The sequence below is a fragment of the Bradyrhizobium sp. 139 genome, assembly GCF_023074175.1.
Lineage (GTDB): Bacteria > Pseudomonadota > Alphaproteobacteria > Rhizobiales > Xanthobacteraceae > Bradyrhizobium.
On the sequence record NZ_JADPKS010000092.1, the window covers coordinates 19,065 to 45,885 of the forward strand.

The following is a 26,821-nucleotide window of genomic DNA, read 5'->3' on the forward strand; positions in this document are numbered from 1 at the left end:
GTGGAAACAACCCCTCATCCGGCGCTTCGCGCCACCTTCTCCCACAAGGGGAGAAGGAAGAAAGAAGTGCCCGCGCTACACCGCCACCTCTTCACCGAGATATGCTACGGCAGCCTCAAGGCCGCCCTTGCCATGCGGGATCTTCAGCGCATTCAACCCGATCTCGATCACCCCTAACGTGCCGAGCAGCATCGGGGCGTTGACGTGGCCCATATGGGCGATGCGGAAGGCCTGGCCGGAGAGGTCGCCGATGCCGGTGCCGAGCACGACGCCGCACTTCTCCTTGCAATAGCGTTGCAGCAGCGCGGGATCGTGGCCGTTGCTCATGGTCACCGTGGTCACGGTGTTGGAGCGCTCGCTGGCTTCGGCGACGTTGAAGCCGAGCACCTGGCCTTCCGACCATGCGCCGACAGCGCGGCGCGCGGCTTCGCCGAGCAGGCTGTGGCGGCGGAACGCGTTCTCCAGCCCTTCCTCGTGCAACAGGTCGATTGCCTGGCGCAGCGCGAACAGCAGATGCACCGGCGCGGTGCCGGCATATTTGCGGTAGTGCTCGGTGCCCTCGCGCTCGCTCCAGCTCCAATAGGGCGTCGACATGTTGGCCGTCTTGTGCACCTCGAGCGCGCGCGCGTTGGCGGCGACGAAGCCGAGGCCGGGCGGCGTCATCAGGCCTTTCTGCGAGCCGGACATGGCGACGTCGATGCCCCATTTGTCCATCTCGAACGGCATGCAGCCGAGCGAGGCGACGGTGTCGACCATGTACAGCGCCGGATGGCCGCTCGCCTTGATCGCCTTGCCGATTGCCTCGATGTCGTTCTGCACGCCCGAGGCCGTATCGACCTGGACGACGACGACGGCCTTGATGGTGTGCTCCTTGTCGCGGCGCAGGCGCTCCTCGACCTCGTGCGGCCGCACCGCGCGGCGCCAGTCGCCCTTGAGCACCTCGACCTCGGCACCCATCAGGGCTGCCGCGTTGCCCCAGCCGATCGCGAAGCGCCCGCTCTCCAGCACCAGCACCTTGTCGCCGCGCGACAGCACGTTGCTCAGCGCGGCTTCCCAGGCGCCATGACCGTTGGCGATGTAGATGTAGGATTTGCCCTTGGTCGCAAACAGTTTCGAAATGTCGCCGAGCAGGCTCTCGGTCAGATCGGTCATCTGTTTGGAGTAGATGTCGATCGCCGGACGATGCATCGCCCGCAGCACTTCGTCGGGCATCGTGGTGGGCCCGGGGATGGCCAGAAATTCCCGGCCCGCGCGAACGGTCATTGCTGTTGGTCCTTGTGTCGTGAAGACGGTCTGGAAGGTTGATGACTTGCGTTTCTACGCGTTGGAGGCGCCCAAGAAAAGCACCGAAAACGCAGGTCTGGAGTGGTCTTTTGTTCTGAGCATGGTGTTGTCGGAAAACTGCTTCACACTTTGCGCCAACGCGGCCCTTCGGGTCCGGACCATGCTCTATCGCTTCGTCTCGCGGCATCCGGCGGCTTCGGCGTCCTCGACCGAGCAGAACCAGCGGGTGCCCTTGCTGATCTTCATCTTGATCTGGGTGTACCAGCGGCTGTTCGGCTGGTGGTAGATGCACTCGCCGGCGCTGTTGACGTTGCCCTTGATGGTGCAGTCGGGCGAGGGCGCGACGGGGCCCGAGGCCGAGGCGAGCAGCACCGAATGCGCGCCATCGGGCGGCCTGGTGGCGCCCAATATCGTCGTCTTCTTGTTGCGCACGCGCCAGTCCCAAGGCGCGATGAAGGCGCCCTGCCACATCCCGGCCTTGGCCTCACGCGCGGCAGCCTCATCGGCGTCATAGTCGTGGGACATGCGAAGATAGGCCAGCGCCCAGCCGCTACGCACCAGCCATTTCTGGATGTCCTCGCCGCCGACCTCGCAGCGCGCCACGGTGCGGCCGCGCCGGTCGATCGCGCGGGTGTGGCAGACCCAGCTCTTGCCGTCGGCGTATTTGGCGAGCTCGTCGCGGGCCGCAATGCCGCAGGTCCAGCGCTCGCTTTTGGTGTTGAGGCAGAGCTGGTCGACCGCAGGCGCGTCGATGCCGCCGAGCCGGATCCGCGTGTTGCCGATCACGACGGAATCGCCGGCGCGGACTTTTGCCGTGCCGGTGATGTCGGCAGCCTCAGCCAGTGACGGAAGAGCGAGCAAAGACAGCGCAATCAGGAATTTTCGCAACATGCCGGTCCGCGTGTTCAGGACAATCTCGATAAGCCGCGCAATTGTGGTCGGCTTTTGTCCGCCCGGCCAGCTTATGCCTAACGGATGGGCTTTCAACTTCCCGTCATTGCGCCGGGGCCTTCTCCGCTCTCGTGTCCCGGACGCGGTGCGGCGTGCAACGCCGCTCCGCAGAGCCGGGACCCACAAAATCGCGGGCGAGCTTTTGGCGAAATGGGCCCGGCTCTGCAGCGTACCGCCGAAGAGGCGCTGCGCTGCGTCCGGGGCACGAGACCACCTCACCCTCGCCCGGCCATCGCCCGTCTCGCCACCGCCAGCCCCATCAAGACAAACGCCGAGGTCACCTCGGGCCCGCCCACCAGAATCCGGGTCGGCGTCTTCATCTTGTTCCATTCATAGGCGCGGAACGGGCCGCGGCGGCCGCCTTCGCCGAGGCTCGCGACGATCACGTTCAGCGCCGGCGCGAAGGCGCGCGGGTCGGCGCCGAGATGGCCGAGCGCGATCAGCGCCAGCGCCGCGTCGAACACGTTCATCTCCGCGGCCATCAGCTCGCCCTTGACGTAGGACAGCACGCGGTGGCGGATGAAATCGAAATCGCCGTCGGGATCGATCGCGGCCTGCGCCGCCAGCGGCAGCGCCAGGAAGGCGGCATAGCAGCGGCCGAAATAGGCGCTGTAGAGCTCCGGCAAATAATAGATGTGGGAGCGCGGATTGGCGAAGGCGCCGCTGGCGGCGAGCCGCTTCTGGAAGCCGATGATGCGACGCACGGTGGCGAGCCGCGCCGGCGTCTCCAATATCTTCCAGCGCGCCAGATTGCGAAAGCTGACCTCGAGAATGTCGAGATTGAGCGTCGGATCGAGATCGTTGCCATAGGGCCGCTCGCCTTTGAGATTGTCGATCCAGGTCGCAACTCCGCCCTCGTAGTCGATATTGTCGTTGAGCGGAACGGTCACGCGCGGCGCGTTGACTCCGGCGCGCACCTGGTAGCCGGCGTAGAAATCCAGCAGCGGCTGATCGATGATGGGATCGGTGCAGCCGGCCTGCGTCGCCGCGGAGATCGAGCAGGCCGTGGTGTCGCAGTCGGGCACGTAGATTCCGAAGCCGAGGTCCTGCTTGATCTGGGCGAAGTAGCGGGAAAAGCGCGGATGCGGCGCCGGCGCGAGCGCGGTGATGACATTGAACCGCGCGCCGTCGCTGCCCTCGACCTCCTCGCGGCTGATGTTGATGCAGAAGTCGACCATGTCGGCGACCGCACGCTCGGCCGCCATCTTGTCGGCCGGCGAGGCGAGCCCGGTCTCGACATAGCTCAGCAGCGCTTCGATGAAGAACGCGTCGTAATAGGCCGAGCGGTGTCGGATCTGCACCGGCTCCCACATCGGTTCGGCAATGCCGGTCCAGGGCGGATTGACGACGGCGGCTGCCTGCGAGCGGGCGATGAAGACGCGGGCGAGGTTGAACAGCAGCGAGGAATTCTTGTAGCCGCGCGCGTTCAGCCCCGTGAGCGCCATTGTCAGTTCGCGCCCGCGGAAATCAGGGTCGCCGATCAGGTTGAAGGCGGCATAGGTCGGCAGGAAACCGTTCTTGCGGTACGAGCCGAGCAGATGCTGCGCGCAGTCGCGGATCACGCCGTCGATCTGCGATTGCTGCGGCGGCGCGCCGACGAACAACGCCGGCGGCGGCCTGGGATGGTCGAGTGCGATGCTGTCGACGAGATCGGCGACGGGCTGGCCGACCGCCGCCCAGTCGGGCTCGGCCTCGTCGCGGGCGCGCACCAGCGCGTCGCGCAGCCGGGTCAGCTTGGCCTCGTCGCGCAGTTCGGGCAACCCAGCGCGGCGGAGCAGCACCCGCAGCGCGGGATTGCCGAGCGCGGTCTTGTAGAACTTGGCCAGATGCGGATCGCCGCTGGCCGGGCCTGACAATACGGGATCGCAGACGTCGTAAAGCGAGGGGCCGTCTTTGCGCGCCATCAGCGCCCGGCAGGTGGCGCCGGCGAAATAATGAAAGCTCATGAAATACCTGGTCGCGGGGCCTTGGCCAGGGCCGGCCGGCACGCTCCCATCTGCGCGCCACCCCCTGCAAGTCTTTGAAAAAGCTACCCGGATTCGCAGGAAATACAAATGTGATGGCGGTCACGGAAAAAGCCGGCATGAGGGCTGCGGGATCAGGCTCCGGAAGACCACGGGGAAGCGAAAAATGCAGATGTTCGGTCCGTTGGATTAAGCAATGTATTCAGAGGCTTAGATCAAATTCCTGGCGATCTATTGCCGGGGAGACTATATGCGGTTAAGGCTTTGTTTGGTGCGGCGCCGCAAATTGCGCGCAATTCGGGGGCACATCCCCGGCCAATCCCTCAAACCTGAAGACGCTATCGCGCTACTCAAACAGTGTGCGCGCGCTTGGCTGGTCTTTGGCACAGGAACGAACCGAGATGAATGTAAGGCAGCTCGACCTCTCGCGACGCACGATTGCGGTCGCTGCGGCCCTCATCGGCACGGTGTCGCTCGTGATCGGCGCCCATGCCGCCCTCAACATGCGCGCGATCGATGCCGCCAAGGCCGTCTCGACCGATCAGGTGACGGGCTCGATCGGCCAGACCTCCCGCCTCGCCCTCGTCATCGGCAATGGACATTATCCCGACGCCAGCGCGCCGCTGACGCAGTCGATCAACGACGCCCGCGCACTGTCCTCGTCGCTGCGCAAGAACGGTTTTGATGTCGACATGGTTGAAGACGCGACCAAGGACGACATGGTCCGCGCCGTCAATCGCCTGAGGTCCCGGATCAAGCGCGACACCGTCGTCATGCTGTTCTTCGGCGGCTACGGCGTGCAGGCCGGCCGCGAGAGCTACATGCTGCCGGTCGATGCCGTGATCTGGAAGGAAAACGATGTCCGCCGCCAGGGCGTCTCCATCGACGGCGTGCTCGACATGATGAAGGAGCAGGGCGCCAAGGCCAAGCTCGTCGTCGTCGACGCCTCCCGCCGTAACCCTTACGAGCGCCGCTTCCGCTCCTACAGCCATGGTCTTGCGCCGATCAGCGCGCCCGACAATGCACTGATTCTCTCCTCCGCGTCGCCCGGCAAGGTCGCCGATGACGGCAAGGGCGAGCACAGCGTGCTGGTCGCCGAGTTCCTCAACAACCTCAATGCGCAGGGCAGCGCCGAAGGCGTCTTCAACAAGACCCGCGTCGCCATCTCCCGTGCCTCCGAAGGCGACCAGGTCCCGACCATCTCCTCCTCGCTGCTCGAAGACGTCCATTTCGGCGAAGCCGGCGGCTAGTTTTTCGCTCAGATAGTAGGGTGGATTAGCGAAGCGTAATCCACCACTTCTCTCTCGTCAGCGTGGAAAGCAAAGAGGTGGGTTACGCCTTCGGCTAACTAACCCACCCTACGAAATCGTTCCCTACTTCGCAGCTTCCGTAGCCATCACCGGGCGCACCGGATCGCCTTCGCGCAGGAGCGCGCCGGCGCGGGTGACGACGATGTCGCCTTCGTTGAGGCCGTCGCGGACCTCGATATTGCCGCCCGACATCAGCCCGAGCTCGACGCGCTTGGTCTCGACGCGGTTGCGGCGGATCACCTGCACCACGGTGCCGGCGGAGGAATACTGCACCGAGGTCAGGGGCACCGCGACGTTGCAGCTCTGCCCGGTCTTGATCAGCGCGCGTCCGCTCGCGTTCAGCAGCAGCCGCTTCTGCGAGGAGATGCCGATATAGACCATGCCCTGCTGGATGTTCGGCTCGACGGTCGGTCCGATGCGGCGCACCTTGCCGTCGAGATCCCCGGCGCCGGCAATGCGCACCGTCGCCTGCTGGTTGACAGCGAGCTTCCTGATGTCGCTGGTCGCGACCAGGCCGACGAGATCATATTCGCTGCGCGCCACGATGGTGAACAGCGCCTCGCCCTTGGCCGAGGCGAGGTTGCCGATCTGCGCGGTCGACGTCGCGATCACGCCCGCCACGGGGGCGGTGACCTGAAGCGTGCCGCCTTCAGGCAGCGCCAGCCGCGCCAGCACCTGGCCGGCCGTGGTGGTCTCGCCCGCTTCCGCCAGCACTTCCGTGACCTTGAGGCCGGGACGCTCGGGCCGCACCGACGTCTCCTCGCGCGCGATGATCGTGCCGGTGGCCTCGACGATGTCGGAGAAGCAGGATTTTGCCACCTTCAGCACCGTGACCGCCGGCCCCTTGGGCGCATCGTCCTCGGCGGCGAGCGTAGGCTGGGCGGACAGCAGAAGCAGTCCGGTGAGCGCAAAGAGATGTCTGGAAAAGGAACGCGCAGGCAATGAACGCATCGGTCATTCCGGTTAGGGCCTTGACGGCCTCATCGTTAGCAGAAGCCACCGCGGCGGACCATGGGCCGGTCGGATGAGAATGTCGCGGCAGCGCAGGCGGCGCGACGCCGCCTGTTGAATTGGTCGCCGCACCAGCAAAGAGGTTCGCTGCCCTTGCTCTCGCGTATGATAGCTGAAGGCTGCCGTATGAGTTTGACCTGCATGGTTCGAGACGCCCGCTTTGGCGGGCTCCTCACCATGGGGTCTGATATCTCGCCGCGAAACGCGACCTCATCCTGAGGGCCCGCCGTAGGCGGGCGTCTCGAAGGATGGCTACGCGCGAGTTATCCGCCACGCTTTCTTCCGCAATACCCCTCACGGCAGGCTCAAAAACTCCACCCAGTTCGGCTTCTTGCCGGTGGGATAGGATTTCAGCTTGGCCAATGCGCCGCTGCTCTGGTCGATCGCATAGACCGTCATGCTGTCGGAGAGCTCACCGACCGCGGCGAGGTAGCGGCCGGAGGGATCGATGTGGAAGCCGCGCGGCTGCTTCTCGGTCGGCACGCCGCCGATCGCGGTCAGCTTGCCGATTGTTGCGTCGACCTTGTAGCCGGCGAGCGTATTGGTGGTGCGCTCGGACGCATAGAGGAAGCGGCCGTCCGGGGTGATGTGGATGTCGGCGGCCCAGGGTTTTCCCGAGAACCCTTCGGGCAGGGCAGTGGTGCGCTGGATCTCGGTCCAGGCACCGCTCTTGGCCTCATAGGCGAACGCCGCGACGTCGCCGTTCAGCTCGTGGATGAGATAGACGAACTTGCCGCTGGGATGAAACACGAAGTGCCGCGGCCCTGATTTTTCCGGCACCTTGATCGCCGGCGGATCGCTGGGTGTCAGTGAGCCCGCATTGGCGTCGAACGCAAAGCTCAGGACCTGGTCGGAGCCGAGATTGGTCGCGAACACGAACCGGTTGTCGGGCGAGGGCAGGAAGGCGTGCGCGTTCAGGCCGGTCGGGATCACCTGCTTCGGCTCGCCGGCCACACCGTTGGCGAGCAGCGGATTGAGCGCGACCTTGTTGCCGCTATAGGAGGCGCTGAACAGGAATTTGCCGCCGCGGTCGATGGCGATATTGGCCATGCTGTCGGCGAGCGGGCCGTTGCCGATATGGCTGAGCTGGCCCGTCTGGGGATCGATCGCAAAGCTGACCGCGAGGAATGGCTGCGAGCGCACGCCGGCAATCAGGACGCGGTGGTCGGGCGTGATCGCAAGCGGCGTCGATGCGCCGGGCTTGTCGACGCCGGTGAAGGCGGCGGTCTGCACCGGCATCATCGCGCCGCTCTCGGCCATCTTGAACACGCTGATGTCGTTGCTGTCGGCGTTGCCGACATAGGCGAAGGTCTCGGCCATGCCGGGGCGGACTCCAGAAACGAGGGCCAGGAAAGAGAGCAGGAAAGGGAGCAGGAAAGGGAGAAGGAAAGCGATGACGGCGATTGCCACCCGCGGCAATCCAGCTGCGATGCGATGTCTCGGTCTCAACATGGGCGCTCCTCCTTGGGCCGGTACGGCGTTGTCGTTTTGCAGCCAAATTCCAGTTGGGATCGATCGATGCCGAAATTGTATCGGTCGCGTGGGACGGCTACCGCACTGCGGCCGTCAGGCTGCGGGAGGGCAGATGCGGGCCGGACGCATAGTTGGGCGGCCCGAGCAGGCCCCACATGGCGACCGCAAGCAGCGCGCAGGTCAAAATGGTCCAGGCGACGAGCCGTTTCCGCATCAGGCCAAATCCGTCCGTCAGATGAAGGCACCGGGGCGCACCAACGATCGTGCACCGCAAACGGCGACGATTCTATGAACTCGCTCACAGGCGGAAACAGCCGGTGCCATTGCGAACCAATGCCGCGCCGGCGCATTGAGCCGGCATGCCCCGTGAAAACGACCTCGAAGGCAAGCCCGACATGGGCGGCAAGCATGGCGGTCAGAAAGGTCAGCCCAAGCCGCCGCCGCGTCCGCGCGAGGGTCCGCGCGACGAGGACGTCGTGGCAAAGCGCCACACCGGTCAAACCGACCGCGGTTCGCCGCCGACCAACAGAAAATAGCGCCGCGCCACGCCCGCACATCGCCGTGCCGCAATCGCGCCGGGAACGGCAGCCTCGTCTTGCCGCTACCTTGGTCCCGCGGGTGGAGGACTTTGAAGCGAAGGCTGGAAAATGTTTTGGATATACTGGGACACCGCCTGGTCGCTGATCATCAGCGGCATCATGGTCGCCACCATCATCAGCCACCCCGATTCCGAGTTCGCCGAAGTGCGCGCCGCCAAACGGTTGATGTAAACTTTCAGCTCTCCGGACCATGCCCGGCTTACGTCATGCTGCCCGGCATGAAGCAGCGGATCGAGGCGCGGCCACCGACGTAATAGGGCCAGACGATGGTGCGGCCGACCCGGTTCGGCTCGGTGATCACGGTATCATCGGGCACCTCGATCCAGGCGCCCTGGAGCCTGACGCGGTAATGTCCGTTCCTCGTGTCCCAGTCGACGTCGTCGAGCGTCGTACCGTCAGCGTCGGCGCAGCAGGGGCCGCCGCCCTTGCTGCGCAGGCTCTCGAACCAGCCCTTGAGAGGAGAGTTTGCGTAGCGACCGTCGTCGCGGGCATCCGCGGACATGCCAATCACGGCTGCGACCGCTATGAGAGGAATCATCCTGAAAGCCGCGATCGTCATGTTGCCTCGCTCGATCTCGCACGCGCGCAACGCCGCAGACGCAAGCGATCTGCGGTGCGCGTGACGCATGTTGGCTGACGTCGGCCGGCCGGAGTTCCGGCCGTCTCAGCAGCGCGATAACCGCAAGGCCCGGCGTTTGATCCTATTTTCCCAGGCCAAATAAATTCGGTCGGGATCGCAATCGACACCGTGGAAGCCAGGGCGCGAGCCCGAGCGCCCGTGAGCGGTGCGCAGCTAGGCTGCCACCGCCTGGGCCGACAGCAATTGCTTCAATTTCGCCGCCGGCACGGCCGGGCTGAACAACCAGCCCTGCATCTGGCTGCATCCGAGCTGGCGCAGCACCTCGCGCTGGGCTTCGGTCTCGACGCCTTCCGCCGTCGTCATCATGCGGCGGGCGGCGGCCATGTGCACCACGGCCTGGACGATCGGGGACGAATCCTCGGACTGGCCGATGTCGCTGATGAAGCTGCGGTCGATCTTGATCTTGTCGAAGGGGAAGCGGTGCAGGTAACTCAGCGACGAATAGCCGGTGCCGAAATCATCGAGCGCGATGCGCACCCCGAGCTCGCGGAGCTGCTGGAGAATCGTCAGCGCTTCCGTGTCGTCACGGATCAGCACGGTCTCGGTGATCTCGAGTTCGAGCCGCCCCGGGGCGAGGCCTGATTCCGCAAGCGCCGCGGCGACCTTGAGCGCCAGTGTCTTCGAGCGGAACTGCACCGGCGAGACGTTGACCGCGATGTGAATCTCGCCGGGCCAGCTCGCGGCTTCAAGGCAGGCCTGCTTCAGCACCCATTCGCCGATCTCGCCGATCAGGCCGGTCTCTTCCGCAACCGGAATGAAATCGACAGGCGAGATCATGCCGCGCCCGGGATGGCGCCAGCGCAGCAGCGCCTCGCAGCCGGTCACCACATTGGCCGCGAGATCGACCAGCGGCTGATAGTGCACCTCGAACTCGCCGCGGGCCAGCGCCTGGCGCAAATCGAGCTCGAGCTGCCGGCGCTGCCCGGCCCTGGCGTCGTATTCGGGCACGAAGAGGCGGAAGGTGCGGCGGCCCTCGGATTTCGCGGCATACATCGCAAGATCTGCGCGCTTGAGCAGATCGTCGAGATTGTCGCCGTGGTCGGGCGCAATCGCGATGCCGATGCTGGCGTCGGTCGGGATCTCCTGGCCCTTGCAGTCCACCGGCGTGCGCAGCGTCTGCAGAATCTGCTCCGCCAGCGCGGTCAGCTCGGCCGGATCGCTGGTGCCGGCCTTGACGATGGCGAATTCGTCGCCACCGAGCCGCGCGACGAGATCGTTGCCACTGACACAGGCGCGCAGGCGGTTCGCGACCTGGCGCAGCAGCTCGTCGCCGACCTCATGGCCGAGCGAGTCGTTGACGCCCTTGAACTCGTCGACGTCGATATAGAGAATCGCGAACGGCTTGCCCTGGCTGAGCTCCGCGATGCGGCGCTCCAGATGGCCACGCATCAGCACACGGTTGGGCAGATCGGTCAGCGCGTCGTAATGCGCCATATGCGCGATGCGCTCGTCGGCGCGGATACGCTCGGTGACGTCGTCATGGGTGGCGAGCCAGCCTCCGGCGGCGCCGGGCTGGTTCTTGATCTCGATCAGGCGGCCGTCGGCGGTCTCCACGATGGCGCTCTGGGTTCGCCCGACATTGCTTAAGATATCGTCGCAATAGGAATCGACCTCGCCGTGGAACGAGCCGGTGTCGTGGCGGTGCGCAATCACGTCGCGGAAATGGACGCCCGGCTTCACGACGTCGGTCGACAGCCGGTACATCTCGATGTAGCGCCGGTTGCAGACGATCAGCCGCTCGTCCTGGTCGAACATCAGCAGGCCCTGCGTCATCGTGTTCATCGCGGTGTCGAGCCGCTGCTTCTCCACCGAGAGGCGGCGTGTCACCTGGCGGAAGATCAGGAACAGCGTGAGCACGAGCAGGGCGATCGACAGCACGGCGACGGTGACGAAGAATTTGGTCTGCGTGCGCCAGGTGGCGAGCGCCGCGTCCAGCGACTTGGTCGCGACCACCACCAGCGGCTCGCCGGTCAGCATCCGCGAGGCGACGATGCGGTCCTTGCCGTCCATCGGGCTTGCAAGCTGCGTCGTGACGAAGGTGCGCTCGAACACCGCCATCTGCTCGGGCGGGCCCTTGCGGTAATTCTGCCCGATCATCGCGTCGACATGCGGAACGCGCGCGAGCAGCTGGCCGTTCTGGTGGTGCATCGCGATCGAGGATTCCTCGCCGAGCCCGCTTGAGGCAAAGAAGGATTCAAGCTGCTCCGGCGCAATGGCCCGGGACACCAGCCCAAGGAATTCACCATGCGGGCCGGACACGCGCCGTGCGAACACGATCGCCGGTCCGCTGCCGAACCGGCCGGGCACGACCTCGACCTCTTCCTGCGCGGCCGGATCGTTCTTGAGGCGATTGAAATAGCCGCGGTCGGCGACCGAAATATCGGCGACCGGCCAGCGCCGCGACGAGTTGATCAGCACGCCGCTGGCATCGAACACGTTGGCGCCGGCGACGTCGGACCAGCCGCTGGCTTTGGCGCGCAGCACCTCGTGCACGGCCAGCGTGGCCATCTCGCTGCGGAAGACATCGGCGGATTCGATGCCGTGGCTTTCGAGCGCGGCGATGACGCTCTTCTGGAGCACCGCAAAATCCTCGAACTCGCGGTCGAAATGCCGGGCGAGCATGCGCACGGAGTTTTCCAGGCTGTCGCGGCCGCTTTCGATTGCATTTTGCCGGAAACGATCGACGGTGAGCGCCGTGCCGATGGCCGTTGCAGCCATCAGCACGAAGCCGCCGACGATCAGCCACGTCAGCGGCGCCCCGCGCCAACGGCGAAGCAACGCGCGCATGCGCGCGGTCCATCGGATTGATATGCCCATCCAGCCCTCCCGTGGGATGCAAGATGCAGCAAAACCGACAAGACCCCGTTACCAGTGAGGGTTAGGGAAATATGAACGGGGCGATCATCCCATCGGCCGTCTTGCTGCCGCAGCCAAATCGGCGCAGTTTGCCGTCCTCGGCTGATTTGCGGCCAAAGGATGCATTTTCTGATGATCACCGCTTCCAAGGCCTTCATTGCAGTCTGTCTGCTCGCTGTAGGGGGCACCGTGCTGGTGATCGGTCCCACCGAACTGCGCCGCCTGCTGCCGGGCGGCGCGCAGACCGAGATCGCCGTTGCCGCCAGGCCGGAGGCCAAGCCCGAAGCCAAAGCCGACGCCAAAGCCGACACCAGGCCGGAGCTGAAGCCGGAAGAACCGAAGATTGCCGCTGCGCCGCCTGCGCCATCGGCGTCCCCGGCCCCCACGCCGAAGGTGGATGCGCTGGCCGAGACGCAGACGCGGGCCACGGCCGCGCTCGCCGATCTCGCGCCGGTCAAGCCGCCGCCGGCCGCGACCGATGCCGGCCCGCGGTTCGACGTCGCGCGCGTCGACGATCACGGCGAGGCGGCGGTGATCGCGGGCCAGGCCGCGCCGGGCGCGACGGTCGAGCTGCTGCGCGACGGCAAGCCGCTTCATTCGGTCATCGCCGATGCGGCGGGCCAGTTCGTGATGACGCCGCCGCAGCTGCCCGCCGGTTCCTATGAATTGACCCTGCGGGCGAAATCGCCTGACGGCACCGTCACACAGTCGGGCCGCAGCATGCCCGTGACCATCGCCGAAGCCGCGCCGCCGCCTGCGCGTCCGCTCCCCGCCGCGAAACAGGCCGAAAAGCCGGACGACAGGTCGGATGTCGTGGCGTCCCTGCCGTCGCCGCGCCTTGCCTCAGTGCCCGACCGGCCTCGGCCCCGACTGATGGGCGCACCCAAGCCGAAGGGCATGGCGCGAGCGCCGGCCGCGCCTGCGGCCACGACGGTCGCGTCGGCCTCGCCTGCGGATGTCTTCAACGCTGCACCGGCGGAAGCGGGCGGCAACCGGGTGATCTCCCGCGGCGACAGCCTGTGGGCGCTCAGCCGCCTCGCTTACGGTAACGGCGCCCGCTACGCCGTGATCTTCAACGCCAACCGCGGCAAGATCCACAATCCCAATTTGATCTATCCCGGCCAGACGGTCGTGCTGCCGCAGAAGGCGGAGTGAGATCGCATCGGCAACGCCGGTGCGAGTTGCGACGCTTTGCCCGCTGTGTCCCCGGAACATTCGGTTCCCCTGCGCGTCATGATGATGCGACGCGGTGCGCGCTTGGCGCTGGGAGGAGGCCGAGGTGGTCAGGTCCGCTTTCATGTCCGGACGCATGGGACTGGCGCTGGCGGGCGCGACTCTCATGATTGCGGCAGTGCTGCTGCCGAATAAAGCCGAGGCGCAGTTCGGGATACGCGGCGGTCCGCTCGGCGTTGCACGCTTCGCGGTCGGCCACATGATCGGCATGACGCGCCTGCGCCACGCGCGCATGGCGGTACGCGGCGGCCGATACCGCTCCGCCGCGTTGAGGTCCCAGGACCCGCGGGGAGCGGAGCGCGGCCAGCCGCCCAATCCCACCATCCTGCGCGCGGCGCTCACGGCGCAGGCTGCGCTGTCGGGCTGGCACGGTGGCCGCAGCCCGCAGGGCTGGTGGCGCCATCCCGATGGCAGCTACGGCTGGGTCGGCCCGGTGTTCTGGCCGTTCGCGCATGACGATCTCACCACCGCAATCATCTTCGGCGATACGACCAGCCTCTCTCTTTATGGCTACGGCGACATCTATGCCGCGATCTTCGCGCCTTATGCGGCGAGCGAACTCGCCGCCTACGCCTCACCGCAAGTCAGGCGCGGACGAAAAGTCCCGACCCTGGAAGCCGTCTGCGATGCCAGCGACACCGGCGGCTTGCCGGCCGACCGCATCGCCGCCGCCGTGCAGCCGAACGAATCGCAGCGCGCAGCGCTCGACGAGCTCGCGGCCGCCTGGCTGGCTGCGCGCGACACCATTCGCACAGCCTGCCCGGCGCAGGCGCCGGCGAACGCATCGGAGCGCATCGCTTTGATGCAGACCAGACTCGAGGCCATGATCAAGGCGACGGACACGATCGCGCCGCCGCTCGCAAAGTTCGTCGATCTCCTCGACGACGGCCAGAAGACAAAGCTCGACGCGCTGGCCAGGGAGCGCCGCGCCGCGCTCGCAGCCGGCCAGCGCAAGGACGCGCGGGCAGCAAGCGCCTGCGATGCCGGCATCGATCCCCGTTATGATGTGCAGGCGCAGCGCCAATATGAGCAGCTCGTGCAGCAGCAATGGCCCGCCGCCGAGATCGCCTCCAGCCTCCGCCTCGACGAGGTCGCCCGCGCCCGCCTCGAGGTGCTCCAGGACACCACCCTGCGCACCATGGAGACGCTGAGCGCCTGCCCAACGCAGCCCGAAGCGACACCGGGCGCCCGCCTTGCCGCTGTGAAGGCGCGGCTGGAGACGATGCTGCAAGCCGTAAAAGGCGTCGGCGACGCGCTCGACGATTTCGAGGCGGATCTGAGCGACGAGCAAAAGGCGGGGTTCGAGGCGATCGGGCCGAAGCGGGGGGCGTGAGTAACGAGCCAGCGGCAGTCCTTCTCGATCCCCAGCGTGCGCCGGTCAATCGCACATGAGCATTCACAGGAAGTCGTCGTGCCCGGGCTTGTCCCGGGCATCCACGTTCTGCGTGCCGTGGATGGCCGGGACAAGCCCGGCCACGACGCCGTGAGGCTTTAGCGCCCTGGACGAGTCCTCCACAGCACCCTGCCATCACGCCAAAGCCGCACTTCGCTTCCCCGGCCTCATTTGCTACTGCAACCTCCGGCAAGCGCAAATCGAGGCAGGGAATGCTCACGGGTGAACTACGTTCCAAGATCGACAACGTCTGGAACGCTTTCTGGGCCGGCGGCATCGCCAATCCGATCGAGGTGATCGAGCAGATCACCTATCTCCTCTTCATTCGCGGTCTCGACGACATGCATACTCTCGAAGAGCGCAAGGCCACGCGTATGAACCGGCCGATGGAGCGGCGCATCTTCCCCAAGGGGAAGGACGGCATCGGCAAGGGCGGCGGCGTCGCCTATGAGGAGATGCGCTGGTCGCGGTTGAAGAACAAGGACCCGGCGACGATGTTTGCCATCGTCTCCGAGCACGTCTTCCCGTTCCTGCGCAACATGGCCGAAGAGGGCACCGCGCACGCCACTCACATGAAGGGCGCACGCTTCACCATTCCGACGCCGGCTCTGCTCGCCAAGGTCGTCGATCTCCTCGCCGATATCCCGATGGAGGACCGCGACACCAAGGGCGACCTCTACGAATACATGCTCGGCAAGATCGCGAGCGCCGGGCAGAACGGCCAGTTCCGCACGCCCCGCCATATCATCTCATTGATGGTCGAGATGACCGCGCCGACGCCGAAGGACGTGATCTGCGATCCCGCCTGCGGCACCTGCGGCTTTCTCGTCGCGGTTGGCGAATATCTCCGCGACAACCATCCAAAGCTGTTTCACGACAAGAAGATTCGCGATCATTTCAATGAGGAAATGTTCCACGGCTTCGATTTTGACAGCACGATGCTGCGCATCGGCTCGATGAACATGACGCTGCACGGCGTCGAGGACCCGGACATCCGGTATAAGGACTCGCTGTCGCAGGAGCATGCCGGCGACGAAGATCGTTACTCCCTCGTACTCGCCAATCCGCCGTTTGCAGGCTCGCTCGACTATGAGACGACGGCGAAGGACCTGCTGGCGCTGGTCAAGACGAAGAAGACCGAGCTCCTGTTCATGGCGCTGTTCCTCAAGCTGTTGAAGCCCGGCGGCCGCGCGGCGGTCATCGTTCCGGACGGCGTACTGTTCGGTTCGTCCACCGCGCACAAGGCGATCCGGAAAATGCTGGTGGAGGAGCACAGGCTGGATGGCATCGTAAAACTGCCGCCAGGCGTATTCCGGCCCTATGCCGGCGTTTCCACCGCGATCGTGCTGTTCACCAAGACAAATTCTGGCGGTACCGAACAAGTCTGGTTTTATGATTGCCAGGCCGACGGCTTTTCGCTGGATGATAAGCGCAATGCGCTATTGCCGGCAGACAAGATTGGTCCCCAGGCAAAGCTCGATGCTAAGGAATACACGAAGAACAATCTTCCTGATGTCGCCGCGCGTTGGAAGCAGCGTGGCGGTGAGGAGCGCGAACGCCCGCGCACCGCACAGAGCTTTTGCGTGCCCAAGGTTGAGATCGTAACGGCGGGCTACGATCTCTCAATCAACCGGTATAGGGAGGTTATGCATGAGACAGCCGAGCATCGGTCGCCGAAAGAGATCATAGCGGAGCTGAAAGCGCTGGAAAAAGAGATCGCAGACGGGTTAGCGGAGTTGGAGGCGTTACTGTGATCGCGCATCCTCAGTTCGCGATTGAAGAGTTCTGTGAGACGGGTAGTGGGGGAACTCCCGACCGCAGCAAGCAGCAATATTATGGCGGTTCGATTCCGTGGGTAAAATCCGGCGAGTTGCGTGAAGATATCATACAGGACACTGAAGAAAGAATCACGGAACTGGGACTCAAAGAAAGTAGCGCCAAGTTAGTGCCGAGAGGTTCGATATTGCTGGCCATGTATGGTGCGACAGTCGGTCGGATGGCGTTTCTAGGAATTGATGCTGCGACAAATCAAGCTGTCTGCAATGTCAGGCCAGATCCGAAGCTAGCCGATCCGCGATACGTATTTCATGGCCTACAATCAAAGATGAGCCACTTCCTTGCGCGCGCTGCGGGAGGGGCTCAACCCAACATTTCGCAGGCGATTGTCCGAGAAACCAAGCTGGCACTTCCTTCGCTCGACGAGCAGCGGCGGATCGCCGCGATCTTGGACAAGACGGATGCGCTGCGCCGCAAGCGTAAGAGCATGCTTGAACTAGTCGACGAACTAACGACCGGCTTGTTTCGAAAAGCTTTCGTTGAAGGTGACGAGGGAAGCTGGCCAAGCACCACAGTTGCGGAGGTGGCGCTTAATCTACGGACAGGGCCGTTTGGAAGCCAGCTTCTTCATTCCGAATTCGTGGATAATGGCATAGCAGTTTTGGGAATCGACAATGCTGTCGAAAATGAGTTTCGTTGGACTCAACGTAGGTTCATTTCCGAGAAAAAGTACGCCAAGCTCAAGCGCTATACTGTTCTGCCGGGCGATGTCATCATAACGATTATGGGTACTTGTGGGCGCTGTGCGGTGGTGCCAGCGAACGTTCCAACTGCGATCAATACAAAGCATCTTTGCTGCATCACCCTGGATAGGGACAAGTGCCTACCGGAGTTTCTCAAGGCGGTCTTTCTCCAGCATCCTGTGGTACTCAAGCAACTCGGGGTTCAGGCGAAGGGGGCAGTCATGCCCGGTCTGAACATGGGCATCATAAAGTCGTTGTCGTTCCCACTGCCGCCCCTCGCCGTCCAGGTCGTATTCGCCCAAACGATATCAGCGCTAGAGGATATTCGATCTCGATTGCGCAAGGCATCGAGTGAGTTCGAGCTGTTGTTCTCCTCCCTTCAGCACCGCGCTTTCTCCGGGCATCTCTGATCATGCAGTTCGAGTTCGATTGGGACCCGACGAAGGCGGAGAGCAATCGGCGCAAGCATGGGGTCGCTTTCGAGGAGGCAATGGGCGTTTTTGGCGATCCGCTGGCCCTGTCGCTGCTCGACAAAGAGTCTGGCGCAGGGGAGGAGCGATGGGTTACCATGGGTCGAAGCTTGGCCGGTAACCTGCTGCTGGTCGTGCATACCTATGTCGAGCTGTCCGCGGACCGGGCGTTGGTCCGCATTATTTCGGCGCGCAACCCGACCCGCCGCGAGATCAAGTCCTACGAAAATGGGTGACCCGATGAAGGACGAATACGACTTCTCCGCCGCCGAGCGCGGCAAGTTCTTCCGGAAAGGCGCGAGTTTCGTGCCGCCGGTCTATCTGGAGCCCGAGGTTCTGGCCTATCTGTCGGAGCTGGCCGTCACCCAGGGAACCTCGTTGAATGACCTCGTGAACACCCTCCTCAAGGAGGATATCGAGCGGATCGACGCGGACAAGTAACACCCTCGCCCACTGATGTCGGGGCGCGCGTGCGTGGCTGACCGTCGCGCTGGGGTTGCATCCCGGTCGTCCAGATGGGACGATGCCTCTCGCCATTGAAGCCTGCCGGGCGGACAGGCAGGTGCAGGGGGAGCTGGATTGTCCAAGGGTCTTGATCAGGTCGTTGAGGCCAGGCCGGCGGCGGAAGCCGCCTGAGCCGGCTGATGTCCAATTTCACCTTCCTCGCCGCTGAGTTTCCCGCCGTGCATGAGGCTGCCGTGGAAGCCGAGCGCCAGGCGGTGGTGTCGCCGACTGCGGCGGCGTTCTTCGCCGGCAAGACGGTCGAGGTGGCCGTGAAATGGGCGTTCCGATCCGACCCCAGCCTCAAGCTGCCCTATCAGGATAATATCGCCGCACTCCTGCATGAGCCGAGCTTTCGCCGCGCAACGGGCGAAGCGGTGTTCGCCAAGGCGAAGTACATCAACACGCTCCGCAACCGCGCCGTGCATGAAGAGCGCCGCATCAGCTCCGGCGATGCCGCGGGCGCGGTGAAGGAGCTGTTCCACGTCTGCTTCTGGTTTGCGCGCACCTACGCCAAGGCCAAGCCGGCGGATAGCCTCGCCTTCGATCCGTCGGTGCTCTCGCGCCGCGACGAGGTGCTGAAGAAGGCGTTCGTCCAGCTCAAGACGCAGCAGGCCGAGCTCGATGCAAAAAATGGCGAGCTGACGAAGCTGCTTCTCGACAAGCAGAACCTCGATGAAGAGCTGAAGACAATCCGTGCCGAGGTCGCCGCGGTGCGCAAGGCTGCGGAGGCGAAGCCTGATAGCCACGACTACAACGAGGCCGAGACGCGGGATCGCTATATCGACCTCCTGCTGCGCGAGGCCGGCTGGGCGCTCGACAAGCCCGACGAGACCGAGTTTCGGGTCGAGGGCATGCCGAACAATGAGGGCGTCGGCTTTGTCGACTGCGTGCTCTGGGGCGCGGACGGCAAGCCGGTCGGCCTGGTCGAGGCCAAGCGGACCCGCAAAGACGCCGGCGCGGGCCAGCAGCAGGCCAAACTTTATGCCGACTGTCTGGAAGCACGTTACGGCCAGCGGCCGGTGATCTTTTACTCCAATGGCTACGAGCACTGGATCTGGGACGACAGCAGCTATCCGCCGCGCCAGATCGGCGGCTTCTACAAGCGCGACGAACTGGAGCTTCTGATCCAGCGCCGGAGCAGCCGCAGATCACTTGGCGCGGAGGCGATCGACCGCAGGATCGTCGAGCGGCCGTATCAGCACCGTGCCATCCGCTCCATCGCCAAACATTTCGAGGAGGACGGGGAGCGCAAGGCGCTTCTCGTCATGGCCACCGGCTCCGGCAAGACGCGCACCGTGATCGCGTTGGTCGATCTCCTGATGCGCGCCGGCTGGGTCAAGCGCGTGCTGTTCCTCGCCGACCGGGTCGCGCTGGTCAATCAGGCGGCCGGTGCGTTCAAGGCACATTTGCCTGACTCGGCCCCAGTCAATCTCGTGACCGGACGGACCAGCGAGGGCCGGGTTTTCATCTCGACCTATCCGACCATGATGGGCCTGATCGACGGCAAGCAGGAGGGCAAGGCCAAGTTCGGTCCGGGCCATTTCGACCTCATCGTCATCGACGAAGCCCATCGCTCGGTCTACCAGCGCTACCGGGCCATCTTCGAGTATTTTGACTCCTTCCTGGTCGGCCTTACGGCGACGCCAAAGGACGAGATCGACCGCAACACCTATTCTCTGTTCGATCTCGAAGACGGTGTGCCGACCGACGCCTATTCGCTGGAGGAGGCGGTGGCTGAGGGGCATCTCGTGCCGCCCAAGACGATCTCCGTGCCATTGAAGATCGTTCGCTCCGGCGTCCGCTATGACGATCTCACCCCCGAGGAAAAAGACCAGTGGGACCTGCTGGAATGGGGCGAGGACGACGTTCCCGACACCATCGAAGCCGCCGAGGTCAACAAGCGTCTCTTCAACGAGGAGACGGTCGATCTCGTCATCGCTCACCTCATGCAGAACGGCTTGAAGATCGAAGGCGGTGACCGGCTCGGCAAGACCATCGTCTTTGCCAAGAACGAGGCGCACGCGAAATTCATCGAGGGGCGCTTCAATACCGCATATCCAGCACTGGCCGGCCATTTCGCCCGCGTCATCACGCATCAGACCGGCGCCTACACCCAGAGTCTGATCGACGACTTTTCGATCAAGACCAAGGCCCCGCATATCGCGATCTCCGTCGACATGCTCGATACCGGCATCGACGTGCCTGAAGTCGTCAATCTCGTCTTCTTCAAGCCGGTGCGGTCGAAGACGAAGTTTTGGCAGATGATCGGCCGCGGCACGCGGCTGTGTCCCGATCTGTTTGGCCCCGAACAGGACAAGGAGTTCTTCCGGGTCTTCGATTATTGCCAGAACATCGAGTTCTTCGGTGCCAATCCCGAATTGAAGGAGGCGAGCGCGGCCCGCTCGCTTTCCGAGCGCCTTTTCGCCGGACGGGTCGATCTGGTGCGGGCGTTGGACGAGAAGTACGCCAAGGCGGGCGGCTTCGCTGCAGGCGAACAGGTCCCGTACGAGTCCGGCGACGACGCGCCGCCGAGCGAGCCGGACATTCGTGCGTCCGCCGCCAAGACGCTGCAAGACATCGTGGGCGGAATGAATGAAGACAATTTCATCGTGCGTCAGCATCGCCGTTCCGTCGAGAAGTTCCGCGGGCCGAAGGCATGGGGAGCAATCGACGACGAAAAGCGCAAAGAACTGGTCGACCATGTCGCACCGCTTCCCTCGAGCCACATGCTGGGCACCGAGGACGCCAAGCGATTTGACCTCCTGCTGTTCCAGCTCGAGCTGGCGCTGCTCAAGGGATCAAAGCGCTTCGATACGCTGCGCAAGCAGCTTCTCGAAATCGCATCCGCTCTGGAGGAGCAGACCGCCATTCCAGCGATCGCGCAGCATGCCGAGCTGATCGAAGACATTCAGACGGACCAGTGGTGGGAGGGCGTCACCGTGCCGTTCTTCGAACTGGTACGTTTGCGCCTCCGTGACCTCGTGCAGCACATCGAGAAGGGCAAGAAGGCGCTGGTCTATTCGAACTTCGCAGATGAGATCGGTGAAGGCGTTGAGCTGCAATTGCCGCAAGTGGGCGAGGCTGACTTCGCCCGCTTCAAAACCAAGGCGCGACATTTCTTGCGGGCGCACCAGGACAATATTGTCCTGCACAAGCTGCGGCAGGGCAAACCTCTGACGCCGTCTGATTTGACCGAGCTGGAGAAGATGCTACTCGATGCAGGTGTTGGTGCAGCCGGCGACATCGAGCAAGCGCGCGAGACGAGCCATGGCTTTGGACGGTTTGTGCGCTCGCTCGTCGGGCTCGATCGCGCTTCCGTCAGCGAGGCATTCGGCGGGTTCATCGCCGCGGGCACCGCGACCGCGGCTCAAATCGAGTTCATCAACATGGTGATCGAGCATTTGACCGATCAAGGCATGATGGACCCGTCGTTGCTGTACGAGCCGCCCTTCACCGGGATCGCACCAACAGGACCCGAGCACTTGTTCGACGAGGCCAAGGTGGTCCGCCTCGTCAGCACGATACGTGAAATCAATGACAGTGCGGTGGCTTAAGGGCAACGAGTTCGCCCGATAGGCTCTACACGCCAGAGTATGATGGGATGAGTTCGGCGCAATCGCCCGATCATACCATCGTGCCAGTGTTTTGCCCGACGTGTCAAACCACGTCGTCACCCACGTAAGCCCTTGATCTTGCAGCCCCCGCCTACTGTGCATGGGGTTGTTTTTCGACTTTTTATTTTGGCTACCCTCTTCGCCTTGCCGCCGCTGCATCGATCACGTTCTCCACCTCCTCGCGCCACGACAAGATCTCCATCGCCAGCACCGGGTGATTGAAGCCCTTGAGCACGAGATCGTCGAGCGGCCGCGCTTCGACCCAGGGCTCGACCATGCCGTAGACGCGGCGGCTGACCACGACCTGGCCGGCCTTGGCTTCGTCGCAGAGGCGGGAGGAGAGATTGGTGACGCTGCCGATTGCGGCATATTCCAGCCGCTGTTCGAAGCCGATCTGGCCGAGCGTGGCGTAGCCCATGGCGACGCCGACGCCGAAGCCGAGCGAGTGGCCGCGGTTCTTCCACTTCTCGGTCAGCTTGCCGATCTCATCGCGCATCTCGACCGCCATCTTCACCGCGCGCTTGGTGTGGTCGGCGAATTGTATCGGCGCGTTGAACAGGATCATCACGCCGTCGCCGGCAAAACGGTCGAGCGTGCCCTCATAGCGGTGGATCAGCTCGCCGAGCGCGGCGTGATACTCACGCAGCACGTTCATCGCCTCTTCCGGCTCGGTCGCCTCGGTGAATGAGGTGAAGCCGCGCAAATCGCAGAACACGACCGTAACCTCGCGGCGGTGGCTGTCGAGCAGCGCGTCGTGGCCATCGGACGAGGCGATCAGCTGGGCGACCTGCGGCGCGAGGAAACGCTCGAGCCGCTTGATGCGGCCGATCTCCCCCAGCTGCTTCTCGACGCGCTCTTCCAGCGAGCGATTCCAGTTACGCAGCTGCTCGGTCTGCTCCTGGAGCTTTGCCGCCTGCTGCTGCACGGTCTCGTGCGCAGCGGCGAGCTCGCGGCCTTTGTGGTCGACCTCGGTGAACAGCCGCGCGTTGCGCATCGCCAGCACCGCCTGGTTTGCAAAAGTGCGCATCAGGCCGATGATGCTGCCGGCGAACTCGCCGCCGGCGCGGCGCAGCACCACCAGCGAGCCGAGCGTACCCTGCTGGTCGACCAGCGGCACCACCAGCACGGAGTGGAAGCCGGCTTCGAGCGCGACGTCCCGCAGCGGCTGTTCGGCGGCGTGGTCGAGATGGGCAAGTGCGATCGGCTCGCCGCTCGCCGCAGCATCGCTCAGGATGTTCTCGCCTTCGCCAATCGTGACATGCGCGCCCTCGGCCGATTTGTGGATGCCGTTGGCCTCGACCAGGTTGAAGCGGCGCGCCTCGGCGTCATAGCCGTAGATCAGCACCGCATCGGCCTGGGTGATCTCGATCGCGCGCGCCGCGATCGTCGGCAGCACGGCGTCGAGATCGAGCGAGGCGGCAACCGCGCGGCCGACCTCTTCCAGCACCTTGAGCTCGTTGATCGACTGCGCGAGATCGCGGGTGCGTTCCTCGACCTTGGTCTCCAGGTCCGAATAGGTTTCCTGGATCTGGCCGGCCATGCGGTTGAACTGGCCGGCGAGGTCTTCCAGCTCGTCGGAGGTGTGCACGTTGATGCGGTGGCTGAAATCGCCCTCGCCGAGCTTGTGCGCCCCGTCGCGTAGCGCCGTGATCGGGATGATCATGCGGCGGGCGAGCAGCGTGCCGGCGAGGATCGCGACCATCAGGCCCATGCCGATCAGAAGCGCGATGCGCACGAGTTGGTCGCGGATCGGCATCAACGCCTGTGTGGTTGGCTGCTCGAACATCACGCTCCAGCCGAGCTTCGGCACGGTGCTCGCGGCGCTCATCACCGAATGGCCGTTGAAGTCGGTGCCCGAGGTGTCGGGCTCGCGGCCGGGTGCGACCGCGGCCGCGACTTGCGGCAGCTTCGATAAATCCTTGCCGATATCGGGCCCTTTCGACGACGTCGCCAGCACGCGGCCGCGCGGATCGACCACATAGGCGAACGCGGCCTTGCCGACCTGGGCGTCGGACAGGAAATCGGAGAGGAAGCTGAGATCGATCTCGGCCACCGTGACGCCGGCATTGAAACCGGAATGCGCGACCGAGATCGACATGAACGGCGTCCGGTCGGTGAACCAGGCCGGCGCAAAGCTGACGCCGCGGGCAACCGCGTCGGTGAAGCGCATGTCGCGGGAGAGATCGGCGTTACCGCCGGTCGTGGTCGACTGGCGCGAGACGCGCAGCACCTCACGGCCCTCGCCGTTGAGCTGGAATAGCTGATTGACGACCGAGACCTGATGCAGCAGCTGGGCGTAGTCGGCGCGGCGCTTCTCGAGCGTGTCCTGGCTCGCGCGCGTCACCCAGCTGATCTGGCGCTCGAGCTCGGAGACCGACTGCTCGATCCGCCGGGCCGCGGCTTGCGCCTTGTCCTCGAGCCCGTCGGTGAGCGAAATCCTGGTGGCGCGGTAGGAGATCCAGGTCTCCATCGCGCCATTGACGGCAAGCACGAAAACGACGAGGCCGACCAGAGAGACGACGTATTTGGCGAACAGGCCCTCGCGCAGAAACCGTGTCTTGTCTTTCGCCCCTGCCATCCGGATCCTCTCGCGCCGCGGCCGACGCCGGCGCTACGGGCCGTACAGGCCCTTCCGAGCTTTCTACCACGATTTGGGCCAGTGGACCGCTGGACTGGCCGGCGTGGTTACCCGCTGGAGCGGCCAGGCTGGGGCGAAAGGCTGGTGAATTGTCGCAGCCTCATCCGTTCGGAGGAAGCGGCGGACGATGCAAGGGGTTGGCGTGGAGTCCAGCGCGTTGGTCTGCCCATCATCGATTAAAGAGCTGCCGCAGCACATCGTTCATCGGCTGGCTGTCCTGCTGCGCCACTGGCGGGTCGTCCTGGGCCGGGGGCGCGGGAGAGGCCTGTGGTGCCGGAGTGGACGGTGTTGCCGGCAGGCTGCGGCTCCGGCCGGCGCCAGTACCACCAGTCCCAGTGCCAGCGTCATTTCCCGCACCGCTGGAAAGCCCCTGCTGGAGCAAATTGCCGATCGCCTCGCCCAGCGGGCCGCCGAGCAGATTGTTTTGGCCCGGATGCTGGGCTTGCGGATTGGCATTACCGGTCGCATTGCCGCCACCCGGCGCGGTGGCACCGCCCAATCCAAAGCTGCCCAGGATATTGCCGAGCCCGGCGCCATCAGGGCCGAACAGGCCCTTGCCCATCTCGCGCAGCTTGGCATAGGCGGCGTCCGGATTGTCCAGCATGCCGGCCATGTCAGGGTAGATCCGCGGCTGCGACCAGCTGCCCTGGATCATCACGGGAATGCCGAAGCCGACCGGCTCCGACGCGCGGCCCTGGCCTTCGGTCGTCATCACGAGCTTCGGCTCGACGCGAAAACCCATCATCTTGGTGTCGAGCGCGATGGTGCCGGCGCCGGTCACGCGCACCAGCGGCCCGAGCAGGTTGAGGTCGGTCGTCACCGCCTGGCCCTTGTCGATCCGGAAGGACGCCGAGAGCTGCGACAAATCCGTGCTCTGTTCTTCCTGGCCGGGATTCTGGTTTTCCTGCCAGCCGGTCAGCGCGCCCGCCGTCAGCGAGCGGATCATCTGCGCGATATTGATGCCGCGGATGGCGCCGTCCTGAAAATTGACGAAGGCCGTGCCCTGCATGTTCGCCATCAGCCCGCGCTGGCTGGTGCCGGCGCTGCGCAGCGCGAGCTTGGCTTGCAGCTTGCCGTTGATCCGGTCGAACTCGGCAAGGCCCTGGAGCAGCGGCAGCGCGCGCACGCCGGTGAGATCGGAATGCATGGCAAAGCTCGGCGCGCCGCTGGTCGCATCCAGGATCACCTCGCCCGAGACCTGGCCGCCATAGGCGCCGAGATTGGCGGTGCCGGCCTTCAGCACCCCGCCGGCGAGTTTCGCATCGAGCGCCAGCGGCGCGAGCCGCGCATCGCCGATCACGGCCTCGTTCGCGGAGATCCTGATTTGTGCATCGACATAGTTGAGCCCGGACACGTCGATCGGTGCATTGCTCCAGGGCTGTCCCGCCGCACCCTCCGGCGATTTCGCCAGCGGAAACGCGAGCCGCTGAAAGTCGAGGTCGACCTTGACCAGAGGCTTGCTCGCAATATCGACCGAGGCCCAGCCGTTGAAGGCGCCGTCGCCGAGCCTGCCGTTCACGCCGTTGATCATTACGACATCGCCGCTCAGCCGCATCTCGGCATGACCGGTGAGCTGAGACTTCAGCACATCGGGCATGTCGATGGCGAATTCTACCGGAATGGTCGGCCGGTCGGCTGGCGGCGCCGGCGTCGTCGCCTTGATGTCGAACTTGGTCGGGTGCTCGCCGATCCGCGCGGTGCCGGTGATGTCGATCTTGCGGTCGCGGCCAACGATCACGTCGGCGTTGACGGCGCTGATGCGGCCCTCGACACGATCGCGCACGCGCGCGAAGGCGACTTCACCGTCGATGATCTTGATGCGGTCGATGCTCGCGCCATCGGTGTCGAGCGACAGCGGCTTCGGCGCGGCACCGGCGTTCGGCAGGCGCTCACGCAGCAGCGGCTGGTGGAGCACGGGATGGGTGAGGACAAGTTCGCTGATCTTCGGACGGCCTGACCATACGCTCGAGAGCGACATGTCGGCCTGCACGCTGTCGACCGTCAGGCGCGTGATGCCGCTGCGGTCCTTGGGGTCGGCAAGCGCGAGATCGTTCAAGGTGACATTCAGCGTCGGCCACAGGCTGATTTTCGTGGTGCCGTCGATCGACAGGCGATAGCCGGTCGCGTTCTCGACCCGCGAGGCAATCGTCGTGGTCAGGAATCCCGAGGGGATGCCGACCACGAGGAGAAGTCCGATCACGATGATGACGGCGGCTACCGCCGCGCCGGCGAATTTCACTGCTCTCATGTCGACTTTCCAACGACGCGCAATTGGCGCCGAATCCGGCGGAGTCCCGAATTTTGCACCCGTCCTTCGCACCTGAGCTTATCCCCGGACGGGAAGCGGCTCCAAGCGCGTAAA

General features: G+C 64.6%; 20 protein-coding genes. 10 read left to right on the forward strand and 10 right to left on the reverse strand.

The genetic code is table 11. The annotated features are described in order from the left end of the window. Positions 1 to 75 precede the first annotated feature (75 nt). The 3 genes from IVA80_RS21890 to IVA80_RS21900 all read right to left on the reverse strand — a co-directional run bounded on the left by IVA80_RS21890 (position 76) and on the right by IVA80_RS21900 (position 4,181). Positions 76 to 1,263, reverse strand: coding sequence for an aminotransferase class V-fold PLP-dependent enzyme (locus IVA80_RS21890; protein ID WP_247435046.1), 1,188 nt, complete (start codon positions 1,261 to 1,263; stop codon positions 76 to 78). 186 nt (positions 1,264 to 1,449) lie between these two features. Next, positions 1,450 to 2,175, reverse strand: a complete 726-nt coding sequence (locus IVA80_RS21895) for a thermonuclease family protein (RefSeq protein ID WP_247435049.1) — start codon at positions 2,173 to 2,175, stop codon at positions 1,450 to 1,452. 275 nt (positions 2,176 to 2,450) lie between these two features. Continuing rightward, entirely contained in the window at positions 2,451 to 4,181 is a 1,731-nt protein-coding gene (locus tag IVA80_RS21900; RefSeq protein WP_247435052.1) for a hypothetical protein, read from the reverse strand. 419 nt (positions 4,182 to 4,600) lie between these two features. On the opposite strand from IVA80_RS21900, the gene IVA80_RS21905 reads away from it, so the two are divergent. After that, positions 4,601 to 5,449, forward strand: coding sequence for a caspase family protein (locus IVA80_RS21905; RefSeq protein ID WP_247435055.1), 849 nt, complete (start codon positions 4,601 to 4,603; stop codon positions 5,447 to 5,449). 123 nt (positions 5,450 to 5,572) lie between these two features. On the opposite strand, the gene IVA80_RS21910 is transcribed toward IVA80_RS21905, so the two are convergent. The 3 genes from IVA80_RS21910 to IVA80_RS21920 form a co-directional block, all read right to left on the reverse strand. After that, positions 5,573 to 6,460, reverse strand: coding sequence for an HlyD family efflux transporter periplasmic adaptor subunit (locus IVA80_RS21910; RefSeq protein ID WP_247435058.1), 888 nt, complete (start codon positions 6,458 to 6,460; stop codon positions 5,573 to 5,575). Between the two features lie 354 nt (positions 6,461 to 6,814). After that, the gene (locus tag IVA80_RS21915) at positions 6,815 to 7,972 is read right to left on the reverse strand and encodes a beta-propeller fold lactonase family protein (protein ID WP_247435062.1); all 1,158 of its coding nucleotides are present in this window, start codon (positions 7,970 to 7,972) and stop codon (positions 6,815 to 6,817) included. Positions 7,973 to 8,069: 97 nt separating this feature from the next. After that, positions 8,070 to 8,207, reverse strand: a complete 138-nt coding sequence (locus IVA80_RS21920) for a hypothetical protein (protein ID WP_247435065.1) — start codon at positions 8,205 to 8,207, stop codon at positions 8,070 to 8,072. A gap of 145 nt (positions 8,208 to 8,352) precedes the next feature. Between IVA80_RS21920 and IVA80_RS21925 the strand changes: the two genes are divergently transcribed. Together IVA80_RS21925 and IVA80_RS38385 are read left to right on the forward strand one after the other, a co-directional pair. Beyond that, on the forward strand, positions 8,353 to 8,529 hold the full coding sequence (locus IVA80_RS21925; protein WP_247435068.1) for a hypothetical protein: 177 nt from the start codon (positions 8,353 to 8,355) through the stop codon (positions 8,527 to 8,529). Positions 8,530 to 8,640: 111 nt separating this feature from the next. After that, positions 8,641 to 8,763: a hypothetical protein gene (locus IVA80_RS38385; protein ID WP_256467498.1), complete on the forward strand. Its 123-nt coding sequence runs from the start codon at positions 8,641 to 8,643 to the stop codon at positions 8,761 to 8,763. Between the two features lie 28 nt (positions 8,764 to 8,791). Here IVA80_RS38385 and IVA80_RS21930 read toward each other — a convergent pair whose 3' ends face one another. Together IVA80_RS21930 and IVA80_RS21935 are read right to left on the reverse strand one after the other, a co-directional pair. Then, complete coding sequence (locus IVA80_RS21930) at positions 8,792 to 9,151, reverse strand: hypothetical protein (protein WP_247435071.1); 360 nt, start codon at positions 9,149 to 9,151, stop codon at positions 8,792 to 8,794. A 234-nt stretch (positions 9,152 to 9,385) separates the two neighbouring features. Next, entirely contained in the window at positions 9,386 to 12,049 is a 2,664-nt protein-coding gene (locus IVA80_RS21935; RefSeq protein WP_247435074.1) for an EAL domain-containing protein, read from the reverse strand. 171 nt (positions 12,050 to 12,220) lie between these two features. Here IVA80_RS21935 and IVA80_RS21940 point away from each other — a divergent pair, with 171 nt between their 5' ends. The 7 genes from IVA80_RS21940 (at position 12,221) to IVA80_RS21970 (ending at position 21,761) form a co-directional block, all read left to right on the forward strand. After that, the gene (locus tag IVA80_RS21940; protein WP_247435077.1) at positions 12,221 to 13,243 is read left to right on the forward strand and encodes a LysM peptidoglycan-binding domain-containing protein; all 1,023 of its coding nucleotides are present in this window, start codon (positions 12,221 to 12,223) and stop codon (positions 13,241 to 13,243) included. 142 nt (positions 13,244 to 13,385) lie between these two features. Then, the gene (locus IVA80_RS21945; RefSeq protein WP_247435145.1) at positions 13,386 to 14,654 is read left to right on the forward strand and encodes a Spy/CpxP family protein refolding chaperone; all 1,269 of its coding nucleotides are present in this window, start codon (positions 13,386 to 13,388) and stop codon (positions 14,652 to 14,654) included. 272 nt (positions 14,655 to 14,926) lie between these two features. Then, positions 14,927 to 16,468 (forward strand): class I SAM-dependent DNA methyltransferase, encoded by a 1,542-nt coding sequence (locus IVA80_RS21950; protein WP_247435081.1) that lies wholly within the window; start codon positions 14,927 to 14,929, stop codon positions 16,466 to 16,468. Next, positions 16,465 to 17,643, forward strand: coding sequence for a restriction endonuclease subunit S (locus IVA80_RS38645; RefSeq protein WP_247435084.1), 1,179 nt, complete (start codon positions 16,465 to 16,467; stop codon positions 17,641 to 17,643). Before IVA80_RS21950 ends, IVA80_RS38645 begins: the two co-directional genes overlap by 4 nt. 2 nt (positions 17,644 to 17,645) lie before the next feature. Further along, positions 17,646 to 17,939: a BrnT family toxin gene (locus tag IVA80_RS21960; RefSeq protein ID WP_247435087.1), complete on the forward strand. Its 294-nt coding sequence runs from the start codon at positions 17,646 to 17,648 to the stop codon at positions 17,937 to 17,939. 4 nt (positions 17,940 to 17,943) lie between these two features. After that, a complete protein-coding gene (locus IVA80_RS21965) occupies positions 17,944 to 18,144 on the forward strand; it encodes a hypothetical protein (protein ID WP_247435089.1) in 201 nt (66 codons plus the stop codon). 203 nt (positions 18,145 to 18,347) lie between these two features. Continuing rightward, positions 18,348 to 21,761: a DEAD/DEAH box helicase family protein gene (locus tag IVA80_RS21970; protein ID WP_247435091.1), complete on the forward strand. Its 3,414-nt coding sequence runs from the start codon at positions 18,348 to 18,350 to the stop codon at positions 21,759 to 21,761. A 190-nt stretch (positions 21,762 to 21,951) separates the two neighbouring features. Here IVA80_RS21970 and IVA80_RS21975 read toward each other — a convergent pair whose 3' ends face one another. Continuing rightward, positions 21,952 to 24,399, reverse strand: coding sequence for an adenylate/guanylate cyclase domain-containing protein (locus tag IVA80_RS21975; protein WP_247435094.1), 2,448 nt, complete (start codon positions 24,397 to 24,399; stop codon positions 21,952 to 21,954). 229 nt (positions 24,400 to 24,628) lie between these two features. Next, positions 24,629 to 26,707, reverse strand: a complete 2,079-nt coding sequence (locus tag IVA80_RS21980) for an AsmA family protein (protein WP_247435097.1) — start codon at positions 26,705 to 26,707, stop codon at positions 24,629 to 24,631. Positions 26,708 to 26,821: the final 114 nt, after the last annotated feature.